The organism is Novosphingobium ovatum, from assembly GCF_009909235.1.
GTDB lineage: Bacteria > Pseudomonadota > Alphaproteobacteria > Sphingomonadales > Sphingomonadaceae > Novosphingobium > Novosphingobium ovatum.
Genome location: NZ_JAAAPO010000007.1, coordinates 90763 through 110903, shown reverse-complemented (window position 1 = coordinate 110903; position 20141 = coordinate 90763). Strand labels below are relative to the sequence as shown.

Here is a 20141-nt window from a genome sequence, read left to right as displayed (position 1 = left end):
CGGCCCTTCTGCTTTGGTGCGGCGGGCATTGGTGCGGATTGAAGGCGGCGGGGGAACGCGCTAACCTGCCGCGCATGAGCTTTCGTCGCACCGCGCTGAGCGCGCTTTCGCTAAGTGTTGCCGCCCTGTCGGTGCCTGCGCTGATGACGCAGGGCGCACAGGCCCAAGGCGCGGCGGCGCCCGCCGCCATGACGCCACAGGATCTGGTGACGCTGCGCCGGGTGGGCGCGGCTGCGGCCTCGCCTGATGGCCGGTTGATCGTCTGGCAACAGACAGAGACCGACCCTGTCACCTATGCCCGCAAGACCAGTTTGTGGCGCAGCGTCAATGGCGGCGCGCCCGAACAGATCACCGATCTGCCCGCAGGCAACACCACCGCCCCCGCGATCAGCCCTGATGGCAAGCGGCTGTATTTCATCGCGCCGCGTGATGGTGTCGATCAGTTGTGGGTCAAATATCTGGATTCGCCCGATCTGGTCGCCGATCCACTCAGCGCGTTCAAAAGTGATGTCGCGGGGTTCAGCCTGTCGCCCGATGGCCGCCGCGTGGTGGTCTGGGGTGAGGTCGCGCGGGATTGCCCGACGCTGGGCTGCAGCCCCGCCGTCAACACCGCGCTGACCGGGCCGGGGACGGGGCGGCATTACCGCGATGGGGTGGGCTTTGTCCGGCATTGGGATACATGGGCCACGCCCGGGACATATAACCGCGCCTTTGCCTATACGTTCGGGGCCGATGGCCGGATCGGCGGCAATGGTGTTCCGCTGGACGGCGCGGTGGGGGCAACCGGCGCGATCACCGGTGACACGCCGGGCAAACCCTTTGGCGGGGGTGAGGACATCGCGTGGAGCGCCGATTCCGCCTCGGTGTTCTTTGTCGCGCGGCTGTCCAACCGGGATGAGCCGACATCGACCAATCTGGACATCTGGCAGTCAAAGCTGGACGGGCAGGGGCCGGTGAACCTGACGCCCACCAACCGCGCGACCGATGCGATGCCGGTGGTCTCGCCCGATGGGCAATGGCTGGCATGGGCGGCAATGGCGCGGCCCGGCTATGAATCGGACCGGATGGTGGTGCATCTACGCAACCTGAAAACCGGGCAAACCCGCGCCCTGACGCAGGGGTGGGACCGCTCGGTCGCCTCGCTGGCATGGAACGCGGATGGCAAATCGCTGATTGCCACGGCGGATGAGGTGCTGGACCATCCCGCGTTCCGCATTGACGCCAAAACCGGCGCGGTCACCCGCCTGTCGCTGAACGCCACTGGCGAGCGTGAGGGCCATATTGCCGCTGTCATCCCGCTAAAGGGTGGGGCGATGCTGGTCAGCCATGACACCGCCACCCGCCCGGCCGAACTGTTCCTGCGCCCCGCAAAGGGCGCCGCCCGCCAGATCAGCGCCGCCAATACCGCCCATCTGGCCCGCATCGCCCCGGTCAGCGTCAGTCGCTACAGCTTTACAGGCGCCAATGGCGAAACCGTGTGGGGCATGGTGCACAAGCCTGTGGGCGTCACAGGACGGCTGCCGGTGCTGCTGGTGGTGCATGGCGGGCCGCAGGGCTCGTTTGGCGATGACTGGTCGTATCGCTGGAACCCGCGCGTCATGGCGGCGCGGGGACTGGCGGTGGTCACCATCGATTTCCACGGCTCGACCGGATATGGGCAGGCCTTTACCGACAGCATCAACCGCAATTGGGGCGGGTGGCCGCTGATCGACCTGCAAAAGGGGCTGGAGGCCGCCATCGCCGCCGACCCACAGATGGATGGCACGCGCGCCTGTGCGGCAGGCGCCTCTTATGGCGGCTACATGATGAACTGGATCGCCGGCCAATGGCCCGACCGGTTCAAATGTCTGGTGCAACATGACGGCGTGTTTGACGCCCGCGCCATGGCCTATGAGACCGAGGAACTGTGGTTTGACGAATGGGAGCACGGCGGAAAAACCTATTATCAGGCCCCCGAAGAGTTCGAGAAATGGAACCCGGTGCACCATGTCGCCCAATGGAAAACGCCGATGCTGGTGATCACCGGGCAGAACGATTTCCGCATTCCCTATACGCAGGGCATCGCCGCCTTTACCGCGCTGCAACGGCGCGGGGTGCCGGGCGAATTGCTGGTCTTTCCCGATGAAAACCACTGGGTGACCAAGCCAAAGAACAGCCTGCAATGGCACGCCGCCGTGCTAGGCTGGGTGGATCGTTGGCTGAAGAACTGATTGGACGAGATTTTGGCAAAGCCTGACCCGGCGCGGCTGAACACCGCGCTGTACCCGCACCATGTGGTGATCCCGACGCGCTATGGCGATCTGGACCCCAATGCGCATATCAACAATGTGGCCATGGCCGCGATCATTCAGGACGCGCGCATCCGGTTCCATGCCGACAGCACCTTCAACCAAAAGGGCCATGGCCACGGGGTGATCGTCGCCAGTTTTGCCATCGAATATCTGGCCAGCGCGCAATATCCCGCGCCCATCGACCTGTATGCGGCGATCACACGCGTGGGGCGCAGCAGCTTTGCCATGGTGCAATTGGCGGTGCAGGATGATGTGCCGGTGACCTATGCCGAAACCACCATCGTCTGGGTCCCGGACGAGAGGCCCGAACCACTGCCCGAGGATTTTGTCGCGGGCGCTCCCAAATGGATGATCCGCGCATGAGTGACCCCCGCCAATCCACCCCCGACAACATCGCCAAGGCGCAGGCCGCGCTGGCCAAGGCGGGGGCAGGGGCCGATGGCGGCCTGCAACGCCACATCTTCCTGTGTGCCGAACCGCAAAAGGGCGAATGCTGCGCGCCCGAGGCAGGGGCCAAGGCGTGGAACTATTTGAAAAAGCGCTGCAAACAATTGGGCTTGGCCGAGGCGGGCGTTCACCGGTCCAAGGCGGACTGCCTCAAGGTCTGCTTTGCCGGGCCGGTGGCGGTGGTCTGGCCCGATGGCGTCTGGTACCACTCCTGCACCGAGGACGTGCTGGAACGCATCCTGCAGGAACACATCATCGGCGGCGTGCCGGTGGCCGATTTTCAGTTGAAGGTGTAAGGTCAGTCCTGTCGGTCAACCGGGTCGATGACGGAATCGTCATGGCCCGAATTGTTCGACAGGAACACCAATCCCATCAGCCCCGCCATCAACAACATGGCAAAGGCAATGCCGATCGCCACCGCGATGTAGAAGTGGATCGAGACCATCCCTTCCTGACGGTAGAGCACGGAAATCGCGCCGATCACCACCGTGATCGTCACCAGCATCATCCACGCCATCAACCGGCGAAACCGCCGCCAGACATAGGCGGCCTTTTCCGGGTCATCAAAGGGGGATCGGCTGGACATCGGCGTGTTGTGGCGCGCTAACGCCCGCTTGGCAATGGGGCAGCGGGGCATCGCCCAAAAGTGACGCTTTTCTTGGCGTGGATTTGTGTCATACTTCTCCGACAAAATAGAACAGGGAGAGTCAAACATGACGATTGCCCGCCTGATATCCGACCGTTCGACGGATATGATCAGTTGCCAGATCGGCACGCTGGTATCGGACGCCCTGCAACTTTTGGCGCAACACCGCATTGGCGCCTTGCCGGTGATGGATGGCCTTAACGTCGCCGGGATCTTTTCGGAACGCGACATGGTGTACCGTCTGGCCGAACATGGCCCGGCAATGCTGGAGCTGACCGTGGGCCGGGTGATGACCTCGCCGGTGATCTCGGTCGAACCGGCGACCAGCGTGCTGAACGCGCTCTCGCTGATGACGATGCGGCGCATTCGCCATTTGCCGGTGCTCTCGGCCGGGCGGATGGTGGCGTTCATCTCGATCGGGGATCTGGTCAAATACCGCATCGAACGCATCCAAAGCGAGGCGGACGCGATGCGCGAATATATCCAGATGGCCTGATCCGTGGCGATTGCGCCGGAATGGCTGGGCCCGCGCGCTTGCACACAGGCGCGCGGATGCCTACATTTATGGCCATGACCGCCCCCCAGAACAGCATCGCCCTTAGCCCGTCCGCCGCCGCCCGCGTGGCATGGATTGCCCAGAAACAGGGCAAACCCGCGGTTTTGCGCCTCTCGGTCGAGGGGGGGGGCTGTTCGGGCTTCCAGTACCGCTATGGTCTGGCCGAGGGGATCAATGCCGACGACACCGTGACCGAAACCGATGGCGTGCAATTGGTGGTCGATGCCGTAAGCCTTGATCTGGTGGCGGGCTGTGTGGTGGATTACGTCGAAAATCTGGGCGGCACCGCGTTCAAGGTGGAAAACCCCAATGCGGTGGCGGGCTGTGGTTGCGGGTCCAGCTTTGCGGTGTAAAGCATGGGGGCTGTAACCCGCCTGCTTTGGAATCTGCCCCCATGAAAATCGCCAGCTTCAACATCAACGGCATCAAGGCGCGTCTGCCGCGCCTGCTGGAATGGCTGGCCGAAACGCGCCCCAGCGTTGCCTGTTTGCAGGAAATCAAGACTCAGGACGAGGGCTTCCCGGCAGACGAGTTTAAAAAGATTGGTTATTACGCCATCTGGCACGGGCAGAAATCGTTCAACGGCGTGGCCATTCTGGCCGATGGCGTGCGCCCGGTCGAAACGCAGCGCGGGCTGGCCGGAGAGCCAGAGGATGACCACAGCCGCTATCTGGAGGCCGAGGTCAACGGGGTGCGGATCGCGGGGATCTATCTGCCCAATGGCAATCCCCAACCGGGGCCGAAATTTGACTACAAACTGCGCTGGATGAAGCGGCTGCGCGCCCGCATGGCAGAGCTTAAGTCGCTGGAAATCCCCACGATTGTCACCGGCGATTTCAACGTCATCCCAACCGATGCCGACATCTGGAATCCCAAGGCGATGGCAGACGATGCGCTGATGCAGCCGGAATCGCGCGATGCCTATCTGCGGCTGTTGCACGATGGCTGGACCGATGCCATCGCCACCCACAACCCCAACGGCGGCGTGTGGACCTATTGGGACTATCAGGCCGGCGCCTGGCAAAAGGACCATGGTTTCCGCATCGACCACGCGCTGCTCTCGCCCGAATTGGCCGATCGTCTGGTGGCCTGTGGTGTCGACAAGGCGCATCGTGGCCGGGAAAAGGCCAGCGACCACGCGCCGATCTGGGTGCAATTGCGCGACTGATCACCGCGCCACCCGCGCACGGCAAAATTGTTGTCAATGACGACAATATCGACGGCCTAAACCGGCGTGTTCCACGTGAAAACATCACGCACATAAAAACGGCCCCAACGCATCGCGCGCGGGGCCGTTTTCATGTGCGGCAACAGCGGACCGATCAGCCCGCCATCGCGCGATCAACGATAGAACACATTGCCATCCAGCACCGCAACGCGGGTGCGGCGCCAGCCCGGATGGATGCGGGCCGAATGGAAGAACAGCGCGCCTTCGACCTGGCTGTCCCACTGACCACGGTCAGCGATGCGGGCAATCGCCACAGCCTTGCGCCAATGGACCGATTCCTCGTTCGGTTCACGAATCGAACCGCCACGGGCGAAATCGAACTGGTTGCGCTGCATCACCACGCCGCAATAGGTCTTGGGAAAGATCCCCGACTTGGTCCGGGCGACGATCACGCGGGCAATCGCCAACTGACCATCAAGCGAGCCATAGCGGGCCTCGTGATAAACGGCGCTGGCCAGACAATGCATGTCTTCGCTGACATTGGTCGCGCCGCTGTGAACGGAGACCAGCTGGGCCAGAGTGGCGGCAGGAGCGACAGGCTCCAACGGGGTGGCCTGGGCAGTGGTGACGGCGGCGCGGGGCGCATCGGCGGCGTCAGAAAAGCCAGGCTGGAAATTCAGGGCGGGTTCCGGATTGGCCATCACGGGCACTGCGGGAAAGCGTGCGTCCTGTGCGGCAGCGCCCGAACCAACGGCGCTATAAATCAACATCATGAGGCCGGCGGCGAAAGACACCATACCAGCGCGCGAAACGATCTTAGCCATTGTACCATTTTCATGTGCGGTGGACGCACCAGACGCAGGATCGCGTGCATGCAGGTATGGGCGGTTGCCCGTACATCCCCTTATGCCGACGAATTGACCTGCCGGTTGCCCCCCGTCTGCGTGCTTGCGGACCGGGCCAAATGCCCTTTCCACCGCCTGCGCATATCAGGAGGCTGCCCCATGACCGCGTGCCCTCGCAAAGTCAATCAGGATTTGCCGTCATACCCGATGAAACGTTCGGCATCCGCGATGTCCAGTTCAATGATCCACAGATCCGGGTCTGAACTGCGCCGTTTATTCAGCCATTGTTCGAAACTATCGGGCTGATCGGCATCAAATGACCGCGCGCGGTGCCAATGTCTTTCGCCGTCCAGACTGGGCATCTTTTCATAAGCGAAAGCATAGGTTTGATTAACCAAAGTCACGATCAGTATTGAACCGGCGTCCACTTCACCCTTGGCCAGCACCATGGCAAAGCCGCCCTCGGCCTGAACACGGCGGATCAGCGCGTTGACTTCGATGTGGGTGGGCAGGCGGCTCATGCCCGTTTCGGCTCAATCACCGGCGCGAAAGGCGCGGGCATAGCCCTCCAGCCCCGAGAGCGCGATGTGCGACCGCATGAAGGTGCCGGTGCCGCGTCCGACTTCCTCGCCGGTTTCGTCGATCAAGCGCGCTTCGGCCACCAGCACGCGGCGGCGGCCGCTGACCCAGCGCCCCTCGGCAATGACCGTGCCACCCCGGATCGGGCGGCTGAAATGCAGGTTGAACGCTGTGGTCAGCAAAAACCGATCGGTAATCAGCGTGTTGGCCGCATAGAACGCGGCATCGTCCAGCATCTTGAAATAGAGCGTGCCATGTACCGCGCCCGCCGCGTGAAAACTGTCGGGCCGCACCGCATAGGTGATGCGTGATTGCCCCTCGGCCGGGATTTCCAGCTGGCTGGTGAACAGGCTGTTGATTGGCGCCGAAGCATACAGGCTTTCCAGCGCGCGCCAGTGGGGCAGGGCGGCGGATTGGGCCGGATCGGCGCTCATCTCCCGCGTCTCAGGCCGCGTCGCGGTCGATGACGTTGGAAATCAGGCTGTAGAGCGCCTCGTCGCTGGGCGCCTGGCTCAACGCCTCATGCATGCGGTCATCGCGCATCAGGCGCGAAATCGCGGCCAGCGCGTGCAGATGGGCCACCCCTGCCGCCTCGGGCGAGAGCAGGCCGAACACCAGATCGACCGGCATGTCATCGGCCGCCTCGAACGCGACCGGCGTGTCCAGCCGCAAGAACACCGCCACGGGCCGCGTCAGATCGGCGATGCGGGCATGGGGAATCGCCACCCCCCGGCCAAAACCGGTGCTGCCCAACGCCTCGCGCTCGTGCAGGCGGGTGCGGACAGTATCGGCGTCCAGGTGATAGGCAGAGGCGAAATTCAGAGTCACCTGCTCCAGTACGGCCGACTTGCTGTCGACCTTGGCCGTGCGTACGGCTTCGGGCAGGAGCGTGAACAATGCAGTCATCGCCGGTATCTTTTCGCCTTCATCAGGAACCGATCACCAAAGTCTGATGCCCCTTGCGCCATGATCCGCCTGAATATGGGCTGGATACTGCCGCAATGGCCACCATCGACCTACCTGTCCCTTGCGGCGTGCCTATCTGTGATGTTGCGCCAATATGCAAGTAGGCCCCGCGGCCTTTCAGCTCTGGTTTGGCACCAGAACCTGGGAAAAGCCGCAGGGCATGCCCGCCCTTGTGCGCCCGAACGATCAATCAGGCACCGTCATCAACGGATGGTAGGGACAGGCGTTACCTGCCTGTCAGGACGGTTCGACCCAGCCGATCGAGCCGTCACCACGCCGATAGACCATATTATGCTTGCCCGTGCCAGCGTTTTTGAACAGCAGCGCGGTGGTGTTGCGCAGGTCCAGCATCATCACCGCGTCCGACACGGTGGCCTCGGGCACGTCGACGCGCATTTCGGCAATCACCAGCGGGGCTTCGGCGGGGGCTTCCTCCTGCTCGACGTCGGGCTCGACAAAGATGGTATAGGCCGCTTCGTCGGTGCGGGCGGTATAGGCCGCTTCCTCATGCCGGTCGTTCAGGCGGCGCTTGTAGCGGCGCAGCTGCTTTTCCACCTTTTCGGCGGCCTGCTCCAGCGCGGTGTGGGCGTCATGGGTGATGCCCGCGCCCTTGAGGATCAGGCCCTGACGGACATGGGTGACGATATCGCAACGGAATGATCCACCCGGCGCCTTGCCGAAAGTGACCACCGACGACAACGCTCGGGCGAAATGCTTCTGCACCATAGCGGTCAGTCGATCCTCGACGTGCGCGCGCAGAGCCTCGCCGGTTTCCATCTGATGGCCGGAAACGCGAATGTCCATGGTGGGTACTCCTTTGTTGTTATGGAGGTGATCTCTAGACGTTCAACCAAATCGGTTCTTTGAGCGATTCCAAAAACTTTGCATGCGCGGCCAATTCTTCCTCCGTTGGCGCATGGGGTCGGGGTGGACGGATGGCCCGCGTGCGGGCGGCGATGGGCGCGGCGGTTTGCGCCGCAAGGCTGACGGCGGCAGCATCAGCGGCCAGTTCCAGACCGATCTGACGCCCGCCCAGCAATTCAACATAGACCTGCGCCAGCAATTCGGCGTCCAGCAACGCGCCATGCTTGGTCCGGTGGCTGCGGTCGATGCCATAGCGGGTGCACAGCGCATCGAGCGAATTCTTGGCGCCGGGATGTTTGGCCCGCGCGATCACCACCGTGTCGACCATGCGCGCCCGGTCCACCGGGGGCAGGCCGCACATCGCCAGTTCCGCGTTCAAAAAGCCAAAGTCGAACCCGGCATTATGCGCCACCAGCGGGGAATCGCCGATAAAATCCAGCAATTCCTGCGCGCGGGCGGCAAACAGCGGTTTATCCGACAGAAAGGCGATGGACAGGCCATGCACCCGCTCGGCCTCGGGCGGCATATCGCGTTCGGGGTTGAAATAGGCGTGGAAGGTGGCGCCGGTCAGCACCCGATTGACCATCTCGATGCAGCCAATCTCAACCAGACGGTCCCCAGTGTTGGGGTCGAGACCGGTGGTTTCGGTGTCGAAAATGATCTCTCTCATAGGCATATGTATTGTCCTGCCCCGGCGATCCGACAAGGGGGCAGGTGGAAATTATTCGTCCATCCGTTCCGCTTTATCGTTGGGCCAACAGGCGATCGATCAACGCCGCCACCTGCGCCCGAGTCGTCTCTAGGGGGGTGCCGGTATCGATGATGTAATCGGCCCTTGCGCGTTTCTCCGCATCGGGCAGTTGAAGGCGCAGAATCCTCTCGAATTTTTCGGCGGTCATGCCGGGGCGAGCCAACACGCGGGCCCGCTGCGCATCGGCCGGGGCCGAGACCACCGCCACCGCATCGACATGCGCGATGCCTCCCTTTTCATACAAAAGGGGGATGTCGAACACCACCAAGGGCGCCCCCGCATGGGCATCCAGAAAGGCCCGGCGCATGTCGGCCACCGCCGGATGGACAATCGATTCCAGCCGGGACAGCGCGTCCGAGTCGCCAAACACTGCCGCGCCCAGCGCCGCGCGGTCAACGCCATGCGCGCCCGTGGTGCCGGGAAAGGCGGCCTCGATCGCGGGCAACAACGCGCCGCCCGAGCCCTGCAACACATGCACCGCCGCATCGGCGTCAAACACCGGCACGCCAGAATCGACAAACATCGCCGCCACCGCCGATTTGCCCATGCCGATCGATCCGGTCAGGCCCAGAACGAAAGGGCGGGCCATCATTGTGGCGCGGCCCCGGTCAGGATCGCGCGCAGGGCGTCATCGGCGCCCCCGCGCGGCGGCTGCGCGCCAAAGAAATGGACAAAGGCCACATCGGCCTGACCGATCAGCATCGAGAGACCATCAATCGCCACCCGCCCCGAGGCTCGCGCCGCCTGCAACAGGGGCGTCTCCAGCGGGGCGGTGACGATGTCATAGACCACCCCGCCCGGCGCCACATGGCTGATGTCAAAGGCCAGCGGCGGATTGCCCACCATGCCCAGCGGGCTGGCATTGACCACCAGATCAAACGCCCCGCCTCCGGGCCGGGCAAAGCGGGCCATGTCGGCGGCCAGCAGCGGATCGCCGGGCGCCAGATCGTCCAGCATCGCCTGCGCCTTGGCCACGTCGCGCGCGGCCAGCGTGACCTTTAGCCCGGCTTGAATCAGGCCCAGCACCACTGCCCGCGCCGCCCCCCCCGCGCCCAGCACCAGCGCGCGGCGCGGCGGGGTGGGGCTGGCCAGCATCGGCAACAATGGCTCCATGAATCCGGGGACATCGGTGTTATAGCCCGTCAGCCGCCCATTGGCCCCGCGCACCACGGTGTTGACCGCCCCCACCTTGGCCGCCAGCGGGTCGATGTGGTCCAGATAGGGCATCACCGCCAATTTGTGCGGCATGGTCACATTGCACCCGCGCCAATTGGCATCGGCGCGGCGGGTGGCGATATAGGCCTGCAAATCAGCTCCGCGCACATGGGCGCGGCCATAATCCCCCGCAATGCCCAACCCGCGCAGCCAATAGCCATGGATCGCGGGCGATTTGGATTGGGCGATGGGATCGCCAATCACCTCGGCATAGGGCTGGGTGGAAGACTGGGCCAGCGTGTCGCTGACATCGGGGGTGGTCATGGACAGGCTCATGCGGGTCAGGGGATCAGAACGCCATGCTGACGCAGCGCGTTCAGCACCGGCAGCAGCGGCATGCCCAACACGGTGAAATGGTCGCCGTCAATCTTTTCGAACAGACGCACGCCCAGCGCTTCCAGCCGGAAGACGCCGACACAGCCCGCCACCTCTGGCCATTCGGCGTCCAGATAGGCGGCGATGAAGGCATCCGACAGCGTGTGGACATGCAGGTACGCGACATCAGCATGGCCCCAGACCACCGCCCCGTCCCGCACCAGCGCGGCGGCCGAATGCAGCTCCATCACCCGACCGGAAAAGGCACGCAAGTGATCGGCGGCATTGTCCCGGTCGGTGGGTTTGTCGAAACGGCGCCCATCGACCACCACCAGCGAGTCCGACCCCAGCACCAAGGCGCCCGGATGATCGGCGCTGACGGCCTGCGCCTTGGCGCTGGCCAGCGCCAGCGCGACATCGGGCGCAGGGGTTTTCCCCAGGCTATCCTCAAGCGCGCGCTCGTTGATATGTGCCGGGACAGGCTTGTGGATAACCCCGGCATTGCCCAGCATCGTGCGGCGCGAGAAACTCTGGCTGGCCAGCACCAATTCACAGGTTTGCATATTGTTCATCAAAACGGCTTGTGTCCACTGGGCGCGTCGCCGCCATGGGCCTGCCGATCCTTCAGCAGGTTGATGACAGCGGCGGCGGTTTCCTCGATCGAGCGGCGGGTGACGTCGATCACCGGCCAGCCATTATCGGCAAACATCCGCCTTGCGTACTGCAATTCGCGCGCAACGCGGTCATTGTCGACATAGGCGGTGTCGGGCTGTTGGTTAAGCGTCAGCAGGCGGTTGCGGCGCACCTGTACCAGCCGTTCGGGCGCGGTGGTCAGCCCCACCACCAGCGGGCGGCGCAGGCCAAACAGCGAGGGCGGGGGCGGGCTTTCGACCACCACGGGGATATTGGCCACCTTATACCCGCGATTGGCCAGATAGATGCTGGTGGGCGTCTTGGAGGTGCGCGAAACGCCCGCCAGCACGATATCGGCTTCCTCCCAGTCCTCCCACGCGATGCCGTCATCATGGGCGATGGTGTAATGGATCGCGTCCACCCGCGCGAAATAGGCCGAATCCAGCATATGTTGCCGCCCCGGGCGGCCTTTGGCCTGCTGGCCGAGGGAATCCTCCAGCGCGTCGATCACCGCGTCCAGCGCCGGGACCGCAGGCAATCCCATCGCCCGGCAGCGTTCTTCCAGCGCCTTGCGGATGTCCTGACTGACCATAGTGAACAGCACCAAGCCCGGATTGGCGGCGATATCGGCCATGATCCGGTCCAGATGCGCCTGTGAGCGCACCATCGGCCAGAAATGGCGCACCACATCGCTGTCATCAAACTGGGCCAATGCCGCCTTGGCGATCATTTCCAGCGTTTCACCCGTGGAATCCGAGAGCAGGTGCAGGTGCAATCTGTTCATGGGATATGTCCGCCCCCCTGTGGATAGATGCGTAGATAAACCACGGGATGAACCAAAGGACAAATTCCGAGGCGCTTTTTACCCCCGGTCAGGGGGATTCCATGCGGGGGTTGTGGACAGGTGGAAACAGTCATCCACAGGCTGGGGATAAGGGGGAAAAGCTTTCCTTGACCCCGCGCAACGACGAGTCGAGCCCGGGATGGCCCTGTTCATCCCGGCATAAATCGGGCAAGCACGCGCTATGCCCGTAATCCACAGGCCATAATCTTACAGAATCCTATTTAAGACTCTTTATTGTTTAGGAATGGAAACGCACGGATGTCCGGTCTCCTGCTTCGCACGCTGCGTGGTGAAAATGCTCCCCAGCGCCCGGTATGGCTCATGCGGCAGGCAGGCCGCTATCTCCCGGAATATCGGGCTTTGCGGGCCGAAAAGGGCGGATTTCTGGCGCTGGTCTATGATAGCGCGGCCGCTGCCGAGATCACGTTGCAGCCCTTGCGCCGGTTCGATTTCGATGGCGCGATCCTGTTCAGCGACATCCTGATTGTCCCCTATGCGATGGGTCAGGATCTGCAATTCCTGGTGGGCGAGGGGCCGCACCTCTCGCCCCGCCTTGTGGATCATGCCCTCAATGGCCTCCAGGCGGTGCCTGAGCGCCTGTTGCCCATCTATGAGACCGTCCGTCTGGTGAAGGCCGCGCTTGGCCCTGAGAAGACCATGCTGGGCTTTGCGGGTAGCCCCTGGACCATCGCCACCTACATGGTGAACGGCGAAGGGTCGCGCGATCAGCATGACACCCGCGCCTATGCCTATCGCGACCGGGCGGCGTTTCAGGCGATCATCGATGCCATCGTGGCGGTGACGGTCGAATATCTCGACGGTCAGATCAAGGCCGGGGCCGAGGCGATCCAGCTGTTCGACAGCTGGGCCGGTTCGCTGGCCCCGTCCGAGTTCGAACGCTGGGTGATTGCCCCCAACGCGGCCATCGTTTCGGCGGTCAAGGCATTGCACCCGAACACGCCCATCATCGGCTTCCCCAAGGGCTCGGGCGAGAAGCTGGCCGCCTATGCCCGCGAGACGGGGGTGGACGCGGTGGGCATTGATGAAACCATCGATCCGATCTGGGCCGCGCGCGAATTGCCCGCCAACATGCCGGTACAGGGCAATCTGGACCCTCTGTTGCTGTTGGCCGGTGGCGCCGAGCTGGAAACGCAGGCGACCCGCGTGCTGGACGCCTTTGCCGATCGGCCGCATGTGTTCAATCTGGGCCATGGCATTGGCCAGACCACGCCGATCGCACATGTCGATCAGCTGTTGCAGGTGGTGCGAAACTGGAAGCCGTGATTATATTGGTGGCATGGACTGGATTTTGTCGATGACCTACGCATGGCTGAAGGCCGGGCACATCATCTTCGTCATCTTCTGGATGGCGGGATTGTTCATGCTGCCGCGCTATTTCGTCTATCATCAGGAGGCCGAGCCGGGCAGCGCCGAGGAAGCGCGCTGGATCGACCGTGAGCAAAAGCTGCTGAAAATCATCATGTGGCCTTCGCTGGTCGTGGTGTGGGTGCTGGGGCTGTTGCTGGCGCGCTATCTGGGCGCGTTTTCGCAAGCGTGGTTCCATCTGAAATTGACGGCGGTGCTGGGGCTGACGTTTTATCACGTCTGGTTGTTTGGCTATGCCCGGTCATTGTCGCGCGGCATGCGGCGGCTGTCGGGGCGGCATCTGCGCATGTTGAACGAGGTGCCGGGCCTGGCCGCGGCAGTGATCGTGATTCTGGTGGTGACCAAGCCTTTCATGGGGTGACGTGATGGCGGGCAGGTGCGGCAGGGCTGTGGGGTGGAGCGTTCTGGCCTCGGTTGTTTTGGCCAGTCCGGCATCGGCCACGCAGTCGGCGCTGGATTCGGGCAAGGCGGGGCAGCAGGCCGCAGGCCCGCTTTCCAGCCCCTCTGGGCGCGTTGGGCCGCCGCCGGTGGTCGTGCCAGCGCCCATGCCCAAACCGGCCCCTGTGACCCCCGCAGCGCCCGTGGCGGGGGATAGTTTGGCTGATGATCCTGACGTGCGCTGTCTGGCGCTGTTTTCAGTCCTGGCCGGGCAGGGAGAGGGGCGCGATACCCGCGATTGGGCGGGCATGGTGGGCATCGTCATGTATTTTGTGGGCAAGGTGCGGGCGCGCCTGCCCAATGCCAATCTGACCGTGGTCTTTACCGAATTGGCCTCTGACCCGCAGTCCGGGCGCAAGCTGATGGGCAGTCTGGACCGTTGCCGCACCGAGGCGGCGGCGCAAGGGCAGTCGCTGATCGATCTGGGTAAGGCGTTGAAGGGCGTGCGGCCGGGCGCCAGCACCTGATACCGCGTCTGATTCATTGACCTGTTAACCGCTTTGGCGTAACGCAGCGCCACCGGCATGGGGCGGCGCGCGTGTGTTCACGTCTGTACGCTGCCCGGCTTTGCTTTCTCCAAGCCCATACAAGCCGCCGGCCGATCCCCTTTGCCCCCCGTTTGGGCAATCGCATGGAATTGAATATGCATTTGAAAGAATTGAAGAAAAAGACGTCGGCCGAGCTGGTCGAAATGGCCGAGGAACTGGGCGTTGAAAGCGCGAGCACGCTGCGCCGTCAGGACCTGATGTTTGCTATCCTGAAAGAGATGGCCGACGATGGTGAGCAGATCATGGGTCTGGGCACGATCGAGGTGCTGCCCGATGGTTTCGGCTTCCTGCGCAGTCCCGAGGCGAATTATCTGGCCGGGCCGGATGACATTTACGTCTCGCCCAATCAGGTCCGCAAATGGGGCCTGCGCACCGGTGACACGGTCGAGGGCGAGATCCGCGCCCCCAAGGATGGCGAGCGCTATTTTGCCATCACCAAGCTGGTGAAGGTGAACTTTGACGATCCGGACGCTGTGCGTCACCGCGTCAATTTCGACAACCTCACGCCGCTGTATCCCAATGAACGTCTGAAGCTGGACACGCTGGACCCGACGGTCAAGGACAAGTCGGCCCGCGTGATCGACCTGATCAGCCCGCAGGGCAAGGGCCAGCGCGCGCTGATCGTCGCCCCGCCGCGCACGGGTAAGACGGTGCTGTTGCAGAACATCGCCAAGGCGATCACCGACAACCACCCCGAGGTGTTCCTGCTGGTGCTGCTGGTCGACGAACGCCCCGAGGAAGTCACCGACATGCAGCGTAGCGTCAAGGGCGAGGTGATCTCCTCGACCTTTGACGAGCCCGCCGCGCGGCACGTGCAGGTGGCCGAAATGGTCATCGAAAAGGCCAAGCGTCTGGTCGAGCACAAGCGCGATGTCGTGATCCTGCTCGACTCGATCACGCGTCTGGGCCGTGCGTATAACACCGTCGTGCCGTCGTCGGGCAAGGTGTTGACCGGCGGTGTGGATGCCAACGCGCTGCAACGCCCCAAGCGCTTCTTTGGCGCGGCCCGCAACATCGAGGAGGGCGGCTCGCTCTCGATCATCGCCACCGCGCTGATCGACACCGGCAGCCGCATGGACGAAGTGATCTTTGAAGAGTTCAAGGGCACCGGCAACAGCGAAATCGTTCTGGACCGCAAGGTCGCGGACAAGCGCATCTTCCCCGCGCTGGACGTGGGCAAGAGCGGCACCCGCAAGGAAGAGCTGTTGGTGGAGAAGGCCAACCTGTCCAAGATGTGGGTTCTGCGCCGCATTCTGATGCAAATGGGCACCGTCGACGCGATGGAGTTCCTGCTGGACAAGATGAAGGACTCGAAGACCAACGAGGACTTCTTCTCGACGATGAACCAGTAACGCCGGTTCACGCGCAGATCACAGGGGGCGGGGAAGAGATTTCCCGCCCCCTTTTGCGTGATACGCGCGGTTTTGCACCAATGTGGCCCGGAACGGCGGGGGCACTGATAGACTTTTAACGGCGCGCGTGTCAGCGTGATCCATTGATAACAGATCAGGAGGCGCCCGCGATGAAAGTGCATGTCGAAGTTGACTGTTCACCCGAAGAGGCGCGCCGCTTTCTGGGCCTGCCCGATGTGACGGCGGCCAATGACGCCTATGTCGAGGCCGTGGCCAAGGCGATGCAGGGCGTCGGCTCGGTCGAGCAATTGCACGAGATGGCCAAGCAGATCGCGCCGATGGGGCAGATGGGGCTGAAACTGTTTCAGCAGTTCATGGAAGCCGGCGCGTCGATGGCGGGCAACAAGAAGTAAACGGGCCGAATGACCGAAACGATTTTCGCCTGCTCCAGCGGGCAGCCGCCGGCCGCGATTGCGGTGATCCGAATCAGTGGTGCGGGGGCAGGGACGGCTTTGGCCGCGTTGTGCGGGCGGATGCCGGTGGCGCGCCGGGCCAGTGTGGCGATATTGCGCGATGCCGATAGGGCGGCGCTGGATTCGGCGCTGGTGCTGTGGTTCCCGGGGCCAAACACCGCCACGGGTGAGGATCTGGCCGAATTGCATTGTCATGGCGGCCGCGCGGTGATCGCGGCGGTGGAGCGGGCGTTGGGCGCGATGCCGGGCCTGCGCCGGGCCGAACCGGGTGAGTTTACCCGCCGCGCTTTTGCCAATGGCCGCATTGACCTGGCCGAGGCTGAAGGGCTGGGCGATCTGTTGTCCGCCGAGACCGAGATGCAGCGCGCATCCGCTTTGACGATGGCGGGCGGGGGATTGTCGCGGCAGGTGCGCGGGTGGCGTGACCGGGTGCTGTATCTGTCCGCCTTGATCGAGGCGGTGCTGGATTTCGCCGATGAGGATGACGTTGCCGCCCTGCCGCCGGATTTCACCGCGCAGCTGGATATGTTCCACGTGGAACTTTCAGACTGGCTGGCGGCGCCTCGTGCCGAGGCTTTGCGTGAGGGGTTCAAGGTGGTGATCGCCGGGCCACCCAATGCGGGCAAGAGCACTTTGTTCAATGCGCTGGTCGAGGAAGATGCCGCGATCACCGCGCCGATTGCCGGGACCACGCGGGATGTGTTGATGCGGCCGGTGGCGCTGGGCGGGGTGCCGTTTCAGTTTCTGGACACGGCGGGGTTGCGCGATGAAGGCGCCGATGTGGTGGAAGCCATCGGCATCGAACGCGCGCAGGCCGCTTTGGCACAGGCCGATCTGGTGCTGTGGTTGGGTGCCGAAGGGCAGGGGCCGCAGGGCGCGTGGGAAATCGCCGCGCAGATCGACCGGGCTGACGCCGTACCCAAATCCGCGGCGCGTCATCGCTTGTCGGCGGTGAGCGGTCAGGGCGTGGCGGACCTGCGCCGGGATCTGATCGACCATGCGCGCCAGTCCATGCCCAAGCCCGGCGCGGTGGCGCTGAACGCGCGTCAACACGCGGCGCTGGCTGAGGCGGCGGATGCAGTGGCGGTGGCGGGGCGGATGGCCGACCCTTTGCTGGCGGCGGAGAATCTGCGTCTGGCGCGTCTGGCGTTTGACCGCTTGCTGGGTGGGGCAGGGACCGAGGATATGCTGGACGCATTGTTCGGGCGGTTCTGCATCGGGAAATAGGGCCGCCCATGTTCCACGTGAAACAGTGCTTTTGACCGCAGCCCCGGCATGGGGTAGGGCGGGGCATCATGGACAATTTTGATGTCATCGTCATCGGCGGCGGCCACGCCGGCGTAGAGGCGGCCGCCGTGGCCGCCCGCATGGGTGCGCGCACCGCGCTGGTCAGTTTTGACCTGTCAGTGGTGGGCGCGATGAGTTGCAACCCGGCGATTGGCGGTTTGGGCAAAGGCCATCTGGTGCGCGAGGTCGACGCGCTGGACGGGCTGATGGGCCGGGCGGCGGATGCGGCGGCGATCCATTACCGCATGCTGAATCGCAGCAAGGGCAGTGCCGTCCAGGGCCCGCGCGTGCAGGCCGACCGGCGCCTGTTCAAGGCGGCGATTCAGCGCATGTTGGCGGCGCAACCCAATTTGACTCAGCTGGCCGGAGAGGCTGCCGCGCTGGTGATTGAGGGCGGTGTGGTGCGCGGCGTGGATCTGGCTGATGGCGCGCGGCTGACGGCGCGGGCGGTGGTACTGTGTACCGGGACATTCCTGGGCGGGGTACTGTTCCGGGGGGAGGAGCAATTTGTTGGCGGGCGCATTGGCGAATCGGCCGCGCATCGTCTGGCCGCCCAATTGCGTGAGGCGGACCTGCCCATGGCCCGGTTGAAGACCGGCACGCCGCCGCGTCTGGATGGGCGCACTATTGACTGGCACCGGTTGGAGGAACAGCCCAGCGATGCCGAGCCGTGGTGCATGTCGGCGATGGAATCGCGCCGTCTGACGCCGCAGGTGTTCTGTGCGATCACCCGGACCAACCCGGTGACGCATGACACGATCCGGGCGAATCTCCATCGCTCGCCTTTGTTCAGCGGGGCGATTGGGGCGCGGGGGCCGCGTTACTGTCCCAGCATTGAGGACAAGATCCACCGTTTCGCCGACCGCGATTCGCATCAGATCTTTCTGGAGCCTGAGGGGCTGAGCACCCATCTGGTCTATCCCAATGGCGTGTCGACCAGCCTGCCCGCCGAAGTGCAACTGGCGATGATGCGCAGCATGGAAGGGCTGGAGCAGGTGGAGATGGTGGTGCCCGGCTATGCCGTGGAATACGACCATATCGACCCGCGCGCCCTGCGCTCCAGTCTGGAGGTGCGGGCGATGCCCGGCCTGTATACCGCCGGGCAGATCAATGGCACCACCGGATATGAGGAAGCCGCCGCGCAGGGGTTGATGGCGGGGATGTATGCTGCCGCTGCCGTGCTGGGGCGGGATCCGGTCGCGCTGGACCGGGCCAATTCCTATATGGCGGTGATGGTCGATGACCTGACGCTGCATGGGGTGAACGAGCCTTACCGCATGTTGACGGCACGGGCCGAATACCGGCTGCGGCTGCGGGCGAACAATGCGACGACGCGGCTGACCACGCTGGGCCTGAATGCGGGCTGTGTGGGGGCGGAGCGGGCGGCCTGGTATGTTTCACGTGGAACAGACAAGGCGGCTCTGGAGGCGGCTCTGGAGGCGTCTGTGACGGCATCCGATCTGGCCACGGTGGGTCTGACGATGAAGGCGGACGCGGGGCGGCTGACCCTGCGCGAATGGCTGCGGTTTGACGGGGTGACGATTGCGGCGCTCTCGCCATGGCTGGGCGATCTGTTGGCGGGCGATCCCGCGCTGATCGAGGAGGTGGCCGAGGACGCCTTTTACGCGCCCTATCTGGCGCGGCAGGACCGGGAGCTGAAGGACCTGCGCGCCAATGACCGCCTGACCTTGGCCGAGGATTTTGCCTATGACCAGATCGCCGGATTGTCGCGCGAAATGGTCGAACGGTTGAGCGCGGCGCGGCCCGCGACTCTGGCGGCGGCGGGGCGCATCCCCGGCATCACACCGGCGGCGCTGGCCGCTCTATTGGTCCACGCGAAAAGGGCAGGGGCATGATCACCGACGAAGCACAGGCTCGCGCATGGTTGGCCGCCCGACCCGAAGGCACACCCGAAGCGTTTGATCGTCTCGAGACTCTGATTGCCATGTTGGCGCAGGAAAACACGGTGCAGAATCTGGTGGCCGCCGCCAGTCTGGAACACGTGTGGCAGCGTCATATCATCGATTCGGCGCAGCTGTTAGCCCATGTTCCACGTGAAACATTGGCCAATGCCAATCTGGGGCCATGGCTGGATCTGGGCACGGGGGCAGGCTTTCCGGGATTGGTGATCGCGGCATTGTGTCCCAACGTGCCCGTGGTGATGGTCGAATCGCGCGCGCGCCGAATCGAATGGTTGAACCGCGTGATCGAGGCACTGGGCCTGCGCCGCGCCAGTGTCGAGGGACGGCGGCTGGAATTGGTGGAAACGCGGATCGCGCGGGTCATCTCGGCCCGGGCATTTGCGCCATTGGACCGTTTGGTGACTCTATCCGCACGTTTTTCCACAAAGGACACGCTGTGGCTGTTGCCCAAGGGGCGAATGGCGGCGAAAGAGGTGGAGGAGCTGCCGCGTGGAATCAAACATATGTTCCACGTGGAACCATCGCTTACCGACGCGGAATCGGGTATGATCGCCGGGCATCTGTTGCATGTCGGGAATCTGAAACCCAAAAAAACGCCCTCAGGCCAAAGGTGAA

General features: G+C 63.9%; 25 protein-coding genes. 14 read left to right on the top strand and 11 right to left on the bottom strand.

The window, feature by feature from the left end:
* Positions 1 to 74 precede the first annotated feature (74 nt).
* Genes GTZ99_RS15655 through GTZ99_RS15645 form a run of 3 tightly spaced genes read left to right on the top strand, consistent with a single transcriptional unit; the run spans position 75 to position 3034 of the window.
* Positions 75 to 2210, top strand: coding sequence for a dipeptidyl-peptidase 5 (locus GTZ99_RS15655; RefSeq protein ID WP_161720574.1), 2136 nt, complete (start codon positions 75 to 77; stop codon positions 2208 to 2210).
* Positions 2211 to 2654 (top strand): acyl-CoA thioesterase, encoded by a 444-nt coding sequence (locus tag GTZ99_RS15650; RefSeq protein WP_161720572.1) that lies wholly within the window; start codon positions 2211 to 2213, stop codon positions 2652 to 2654.
* Positions 2651 to 3034: a (2Fe-2S) ferredoxin domain-containing protein gene (locus GTZ99_RS15645; protein ID WP_161720570.1), complete on the top strand. Its 384-nt coding sequence runs from the start codon at positions 2651 to 2653 to the stop codon at positions 3032 to 3034. Before GTZ99_RS15650 ends, GTZ99_RS15645 begins: the two co-directional genes overlap by 4 nt.
* 2 nt (positions 3035 to 3036) lie before the next feature.
* Here GTZ99_RS15645 and GTZ99_RS15640 read toward each other — a convergent pair whose 3' ends face one another.
* Positions 3037 to 3324: a hypothetical protein gene (locus GTZ99_RS15640; protein WP_161720568.1), complete on the bottom strand. Its 288-nt coding sequence runs from the start codon at positions 3322 to 3324 to the stop codon at positions 3037 to 3039.
* A 127-nt stretch (positions 3325 to 3451) separates the two neighbouring features.
* Here GTZ99_RS15640 and GTZ99_RS15635 point away from each other — a divergent pair, with 127 nt between their 5' ends.
* The 3 genes from GTZ99_RS15635 (at position 3452) to xth (ending at position 5108) form a co-directional block, all read left to right on the top strand.
* Positions 3452 to 3880: a CBS domain-containing protein gene (locus GTZ99_RS15635; protein ID WP_161720566.1), complete on the top strand. Its 429-nt coding sequence runs from the start codon at positions 3452 to 3454 to the stop codon at positions 3878 to 3880.
* A 68-nt stretch (positions 3881 to 3948) separates the two neighbouring features.
* The gene (gene erpA / locus GTZ99_RS15630) at positions 3949 to 4293 is read left to right on the top strand and encodes an iron-sulfur cluster insertion protein ErpA (protein WP_406818605.1); all 345 of its coding nucleotides are present in this window, start codon (positions 3949 to 3951) and stop codon (positions 4291 to 4293) included.
* 41 nt (positions 4294 to 4334) lie between these two features.
* Positions 4335 to 5108 carry an exodeoxyribonuclease III gene (xth, locus tag GTZ99_RS15625; protein WP_161720562.1) on the top strand — a complete coding sequence of 258 codons (774 nt, stop codon included), beginning with the start codon at positions 4335 to 4337 and terminating at the stop codon, positions 5106 to 5108.
* Positions 5109 to 5281: 173 nt separating this feature from the next.
* Here the strand turns inward: xth and GTZ99_RS15620 are convergent, their stop codons facing one another.
* The 10 genes from GTZ99_RS15620 to GTZ99_RS15575 all read right to left on the bottom strand — a co-directional run bounded on the left by GTZ99_RS15620 (position 5282) and on the right by GTZ99_RS15575 (position 12060).
* Positions 5282 to 5881, bottom strand: a complete 600-nt coding sequence (locus tag GTZ99_RS15620) for a cell wall hydrolase (protein WP_201742571.1) — start codon at positions 5879 to 5881, stop codon at positions 5282 to 5284.
* Between the two features lie 257 nt (positions 5882 to 6138).
* Positions 6139 to 6474 (bottom strand): DUF1491 family protein, encoded by a 336-nt coding sequence (locus tag GTZ99_RS15615; protein ID WP_161720560.1) that lies wholly within the window; start codon positions 6472 to 6474, stop codon positions 6139 to 6141.
* A 12-nt stretch (positions 6475 to 6486) separates the two neighbouring features.
* Positions 6487 to 6966: a PaaI family thioesterase gene (locus tag GTZ99_RS15610; protein WP_161720558.1), complete on the bottom strand. Its 480-nt coding sequence runs from the start codon at positions 6964 to 6966 to the stop codon at positions 6487 to 6489.
* A gap of 10 nt (positions 6967 to 6976) precedes the next feature.
* Positions 6977 to 7438, bottom strand: coding sequence for a PTS sugar transporter subunit IIA (locus GTZ99_RS15605; RefSeq protein ID WP_161720556.1), 462 nt, complete (start codon positions 7436 to 7438; stop codon positions 6977 to 6979).
* A 297-nt stretch (positions 7439 to 7735) separates the two neighbouring features.
* Positions 7736 to 8302 (bottom strand): ribosome hibernation-promoting factor, HPF/YfiA family, encoded by a 567-nt coding sequence (gene hpf / locus GTZ99_RS15600; protein WP_161720555.1) that lies wholly within the window; start codon positions 8300 to 8302, stop codon positions 7736 to 7738.
* Between the two features lie 34 nt (positions 8303 to 8336).
* On the bottom strand, positions 8337 to 9032 hold the full coding sequence (gene dnaQ / locus GTZ99_RS15595) for a DNA polymerase III subunit epsilon (protein WP_161720553.1): 696 nt from the start codon (positions 9030 to 9032) through the stop codon (positions 8337 to 8339).
* A gap of 73 nt (positions 9033 to 9105) precedes the next feature.
* Positions 9106 to 9702 carry a dephospho-CoA kinase gene (coaE, locus tag GTZ99_RS15590; RefSeq protein WP_161720551.1) on the bottom strand — a complete coding sequence of 199 codons (597 nt, stop codon included), beginning with the start codon at positions 9700 to 9702 and terminating at the stop codon, positions 9106 to 9108.
* The gene (gene aroE / locus GTZ99_RS15585) at positions 9702 to 10592 is read right to left on the bottom strand and encodes a shikimate dehydrogenase (protein ID WP_161720549.1); all 891 of its coding nucleotides are present in this window, start codon (positions 10590 to 10592) and stop codon (positions 9702 to 9704) included. Before aroE ends, coaE begins: the two co-directional genes overlap by 1 nt.
* A 17-nt stretch (positions 10593 to 10609) precedes the next feature.
* On the bottom strand, positions 10610 to 11206 hold the full coding sequence (locus GTZ99_RS15580; RefSeq protein ID WP_161720607.1) for a Maf family protein: 597 nt from the start codon (positions 11204 to 11206) through the stop codon (positions 10610 to 10612).
* 8 nt (positions 11207 to 11214) lie between these two features.
* A complete protein-coding gene (locus GTZ99_RS15575) occupies positions 11215 to 12060 on the bottom strand; it encodes a pyruvate, water dikinase regulatory protein (RefSeq protein WP_161720547.1) in 846 nt (281 codons plus the stop codon).
* 318 nt (positions 12061 to 12378) lie between these two features.
* On the opposite strand from GTZ99_RS15575, the gene hemE reads away from it, so the two are divergent.
* The 8 genes from hemE (at position 12379) to rsmG (ending at position 20140) form a co-directional block, all read left to right on the top strand.
* On the top strand, positions 12379 to 13404 hold the full coding sequence (gene hemE / locus GTZ99_RS15570; protein WP_161720545.1) for a uroporphyrinogen decarboxylase: 1026 nt from the start codon (positions 12379 to 12381) through the stop codon (positions 13402 to 13404).
* A 31-nt stretch (positions 13405 to 13435) separates the two neighbouring features.
* Positions 13436 to 13867 carry a CopD family protein gene (locus tag GTZ99_RS15565; protein WP_406818604.1) on the top strand — a complete coding sequence of 144 codons (432 nt, stop codon included), beginning with the start codon at positions 13436 to 13438 and terminating at the stop codon, positions 13865 to 13867.
* A gap of 4 nt (positions 13868 to 13871) precedes the next feature.
* Positions 13872 to 14411 carry a hypothetical protein gene (locus tag GTZ99_RS15560; RefSeq protein WP_161720541.1) on the top strand — a complete coding sequence of 180 codons (540 nt, stop codon included), beginning with the start codon at positions 13872 to 13874 and terminating at the stop codon, positions 14409 to 14411.
* A gap of 176 nt (positions 14412 to 14587) precedes the next feature.
* The gene (rho, locus tag GTZ99_RS15555) at positions 14588 to 15844 is read left to right on the top strand and encodes a transcription termination factor Rho (protein ID WP_161720539.1); all 1257 of its coding nucleotides are present in this window, start codon (positions 14588 to 14590) and stop codon (positions 15842 to 15844) included.
* A gap of 170 nt (positions 15845 to 16014) precedes the next feature.
* Positions 16015 to 16257 carry a DUF6489 family protein gene (locus GTZ99_RS15550; protein ID WP_161720537.1) on the top strand — a complete coding sequence of 81 codons (243 nt, stop codon included), beginning with the start codon at positions 16015 to 16017 and terminating at the stop codon, positions 16255 to 16257.
* A 9-nt stretch (positions 16258 to 16266) separates the two neighbouring features.
* Positions 16267 to 17544: a tRNA uridine-5-carboxymethylaminomethyl(34) synthesis GTPase MnmE gene (gene mnmE, locus GTZ99_RS15545; protein WP_161720535.1), complete on the top strand. Its 1278-nt coding sequence runs from the start codon at positions 16267 to 16269 to the stop codon at positions 17542 to 17544.
* Positions 17545 to 17612: 68 nt separating this feature from the next.
* The gene (gene mnmG, locus GTZ99_RS15540; protein WP_161720533.1) at positions 17613 to 19460 is read left to right on the top strand and encodes a tRNA uridine-5-carboxymethylaminomethyl(34) synthesis enzyme MnmG; all 1848 of its coding nucleotides are present in this window, start codon (positions 17613 to 17615) and stop codon (positions 19458 to 19460) included.
* Positions 19457 to 20140: a 16S rRNA (guanine(527)-N(7))-methyltransferase RsmG gene (rsmG, locus tag GTZ99_RS15535; RefSeq protein WP_161720531.1), complete on the top strand. Its 684-nt coding sequence runs from the start codon at positions 19457 to 19459 to the stop codon at positions 20138 to 20140. Before mnmG ends, rsmG begins: the two co-directional genes overlap by 4 nt.
* Position 20141 lies beyond the last annotated feature (1 nt).

What these genes read in the sequence shown, in the direction of transcription:
- GTZ99_RS15610 (WP_161720558.1), bottom strand. Translation starts at nt 6,966, where the DNA reads ATGAGCGCCGATCCGGCCCAATCCGCCGCCCTGCCCCACTGGCGCGCG.
- GTZ99_RS15605 (WP_161720556.1), bottom strand. Translation starts at nt 7,438, where the DNA reads ATGACTGCATTGTTCACGCTCCTGCCCGAAGCCGTACGCACGGCCAAG.
- GTZ99_RS15620 (WP_201742571.1), bottom strand. Translation starts at nt 5,881, where the DNA reads ATGATGTTGATTTATAGCGCCGTTGGTTCGGGCGCTGCCGCACAGGAC.
- rsmG (WP_161720531.1), top strand. Translation starts at nt 19,457, where the DNA reads ATGATCACCGACGAAGCACAGGCTCGCGCATGGTTGGCCGCCCGACCC.
- aroE (WP_161720549.1), bottom strand. Translation starts at nt 10,592, where the DNA reads ATGACCACCCCCGATGTCAGCGACACGCTGGCCCAGTCTTCCACCCAG.
- GTZ99_RS15580 (WP_161720607.1), bottom strand. Translation starts at nt 11,206, where the DNA reads ATGCAAACCTGTGAATTGGTGCTGGCCAGCCAGAGTTTCTCGCGCCGC.
- GTZ99_RS15635 (WP_161720566.1), top strand. Translation starts at nt 3,452, where the DNA reads ATGACGATTGCCCGCCTGATATCCGACCGTTCGACGGATATGATCAGT.
- xth (WP_161720562.1), top strand. Translation starts at nt 4,335, where the DNA reads ATGAAAATCGCCAGCTTCAACATCAACGGCATCAAGGCGCGTCTGCCG.
- GTZ99_RS15550 (WP_161720537.1), top strand. Translation starts at nt 16,015, where the DNA reads ATGAAAGTGCATGTCGAAGTTGACTGTTCACCCGAAGAGGCGCGCCGC.
- hpf (WP_161720555.1), bottom strand. Translation starts at nt 8,302, where the DNA reads ATGGACATTCGCGTTTCCGGCCATCAGATGGAAACCGGCGAGGCTCTG.
- GTZ99_RS15655 (WP_161720574.1), top strand. Translation starts at nt 75, where the DNA reads ATGAGCTTTCGTCGCACCGCGCTGAGCGCGCTTTCGCTAAGTGTTGCC.
- GTZ99_RS15565 (WP_406818604.1), top strand. Translation starts at nt 13,436, where the DNA reads ATGACCTACGCATGGCTGAAGGCCGGGCACATCATCTTCGTCATCTTC.
- GTZ99_RS15575 (WP_161720547.1), bottom strand. Translation starts at nt 12,060, where the DNA reads ATGAACAGATTGCACCTGCACCTGCTCTCGGATTCCACGGGTGAAACG.
- GTZ99_RS15560 (WP_161720541.1), top strand. Translation starts at nt 13,872, where the DNA reads ATGGCGGGCAGGTGCGGCAGGGCTGTGGGGTGGAGCGTTCTGGCCTCG.
- mnmG (WP_161720533.1), top strand. Translation starts at nt 17,613, where the DNA reads ATGGACAATTTTGATGTCATCGTCATCGGCGGCGGCCACGCCGGCGTA.
- dnaQ (WP_161720553.1), bottom strand. Translation starts at nt 9,032, where the DNA reads ATGAGAGAGATCATTTTCGACACCGAAACCACCGGTCTCGACCCCAAC.
- GTZ99_RS15640 (WP_161720568.1), bottom strand. Translation starts at nt 3,324, where the DNA reads ATGTCCAGCCGATCCCCCTTTGATGACCCGGAAAAGGCCGCCTATGTC.
- rho (WP_161720539.1), top strand. Translation starts at nt 14,588, where the DNA reads ATGCATTTGAAAGAATTGAAGAAAAAGACGTCGGCCGAGCTGGTCGAA.
- GTZ99_RS15615 (WP_161720560.1), bottom strand. Translation starts at nt 6,474, where the DNA reads ATGAGCCGCCTGCCCACCCACATCGAAGTCAACGCGCTGATCCGCCGT.
- coaE (WP_161720551.1), bottom strand. Translation starts at nt 9,702, where the DNA reads ATGGCCCGCCCTTTCGTTCTGGGCCTGACCGGATCGATCGGCATGGGC.
- GTZ99_RS15645 (WP_161720570.1), top strand. Translation starts at nt 2,651, where the DNA reads ATGAGTGACCCCCGCCAATCCACCCCCGACAACATCGCCAAGGCGCAG.
- mnmE (WP_161720535.1), top strand. Translation starts at nt 16,267, where the DNA reads ATGACCGAAACGATTTTCGCCTGCTCCAGCGGGCAGCCGCCGGCCGCG.
- hemE (WP_161720545.1), top strand. Translation starts at nt 12,379, where the DNA reads ATGTCCGGTCTCCTGCTTCGCACGCTGCGTGGTGAAAATGCTCCCCAG.
- erpA (WP_406818605.1), top strand. Translation starts at nt 3,949, where the DNA reads ATGGCCATGACCGCCCCCCAGAACAGCATCGCCCTTAGCCCGTCCGCC.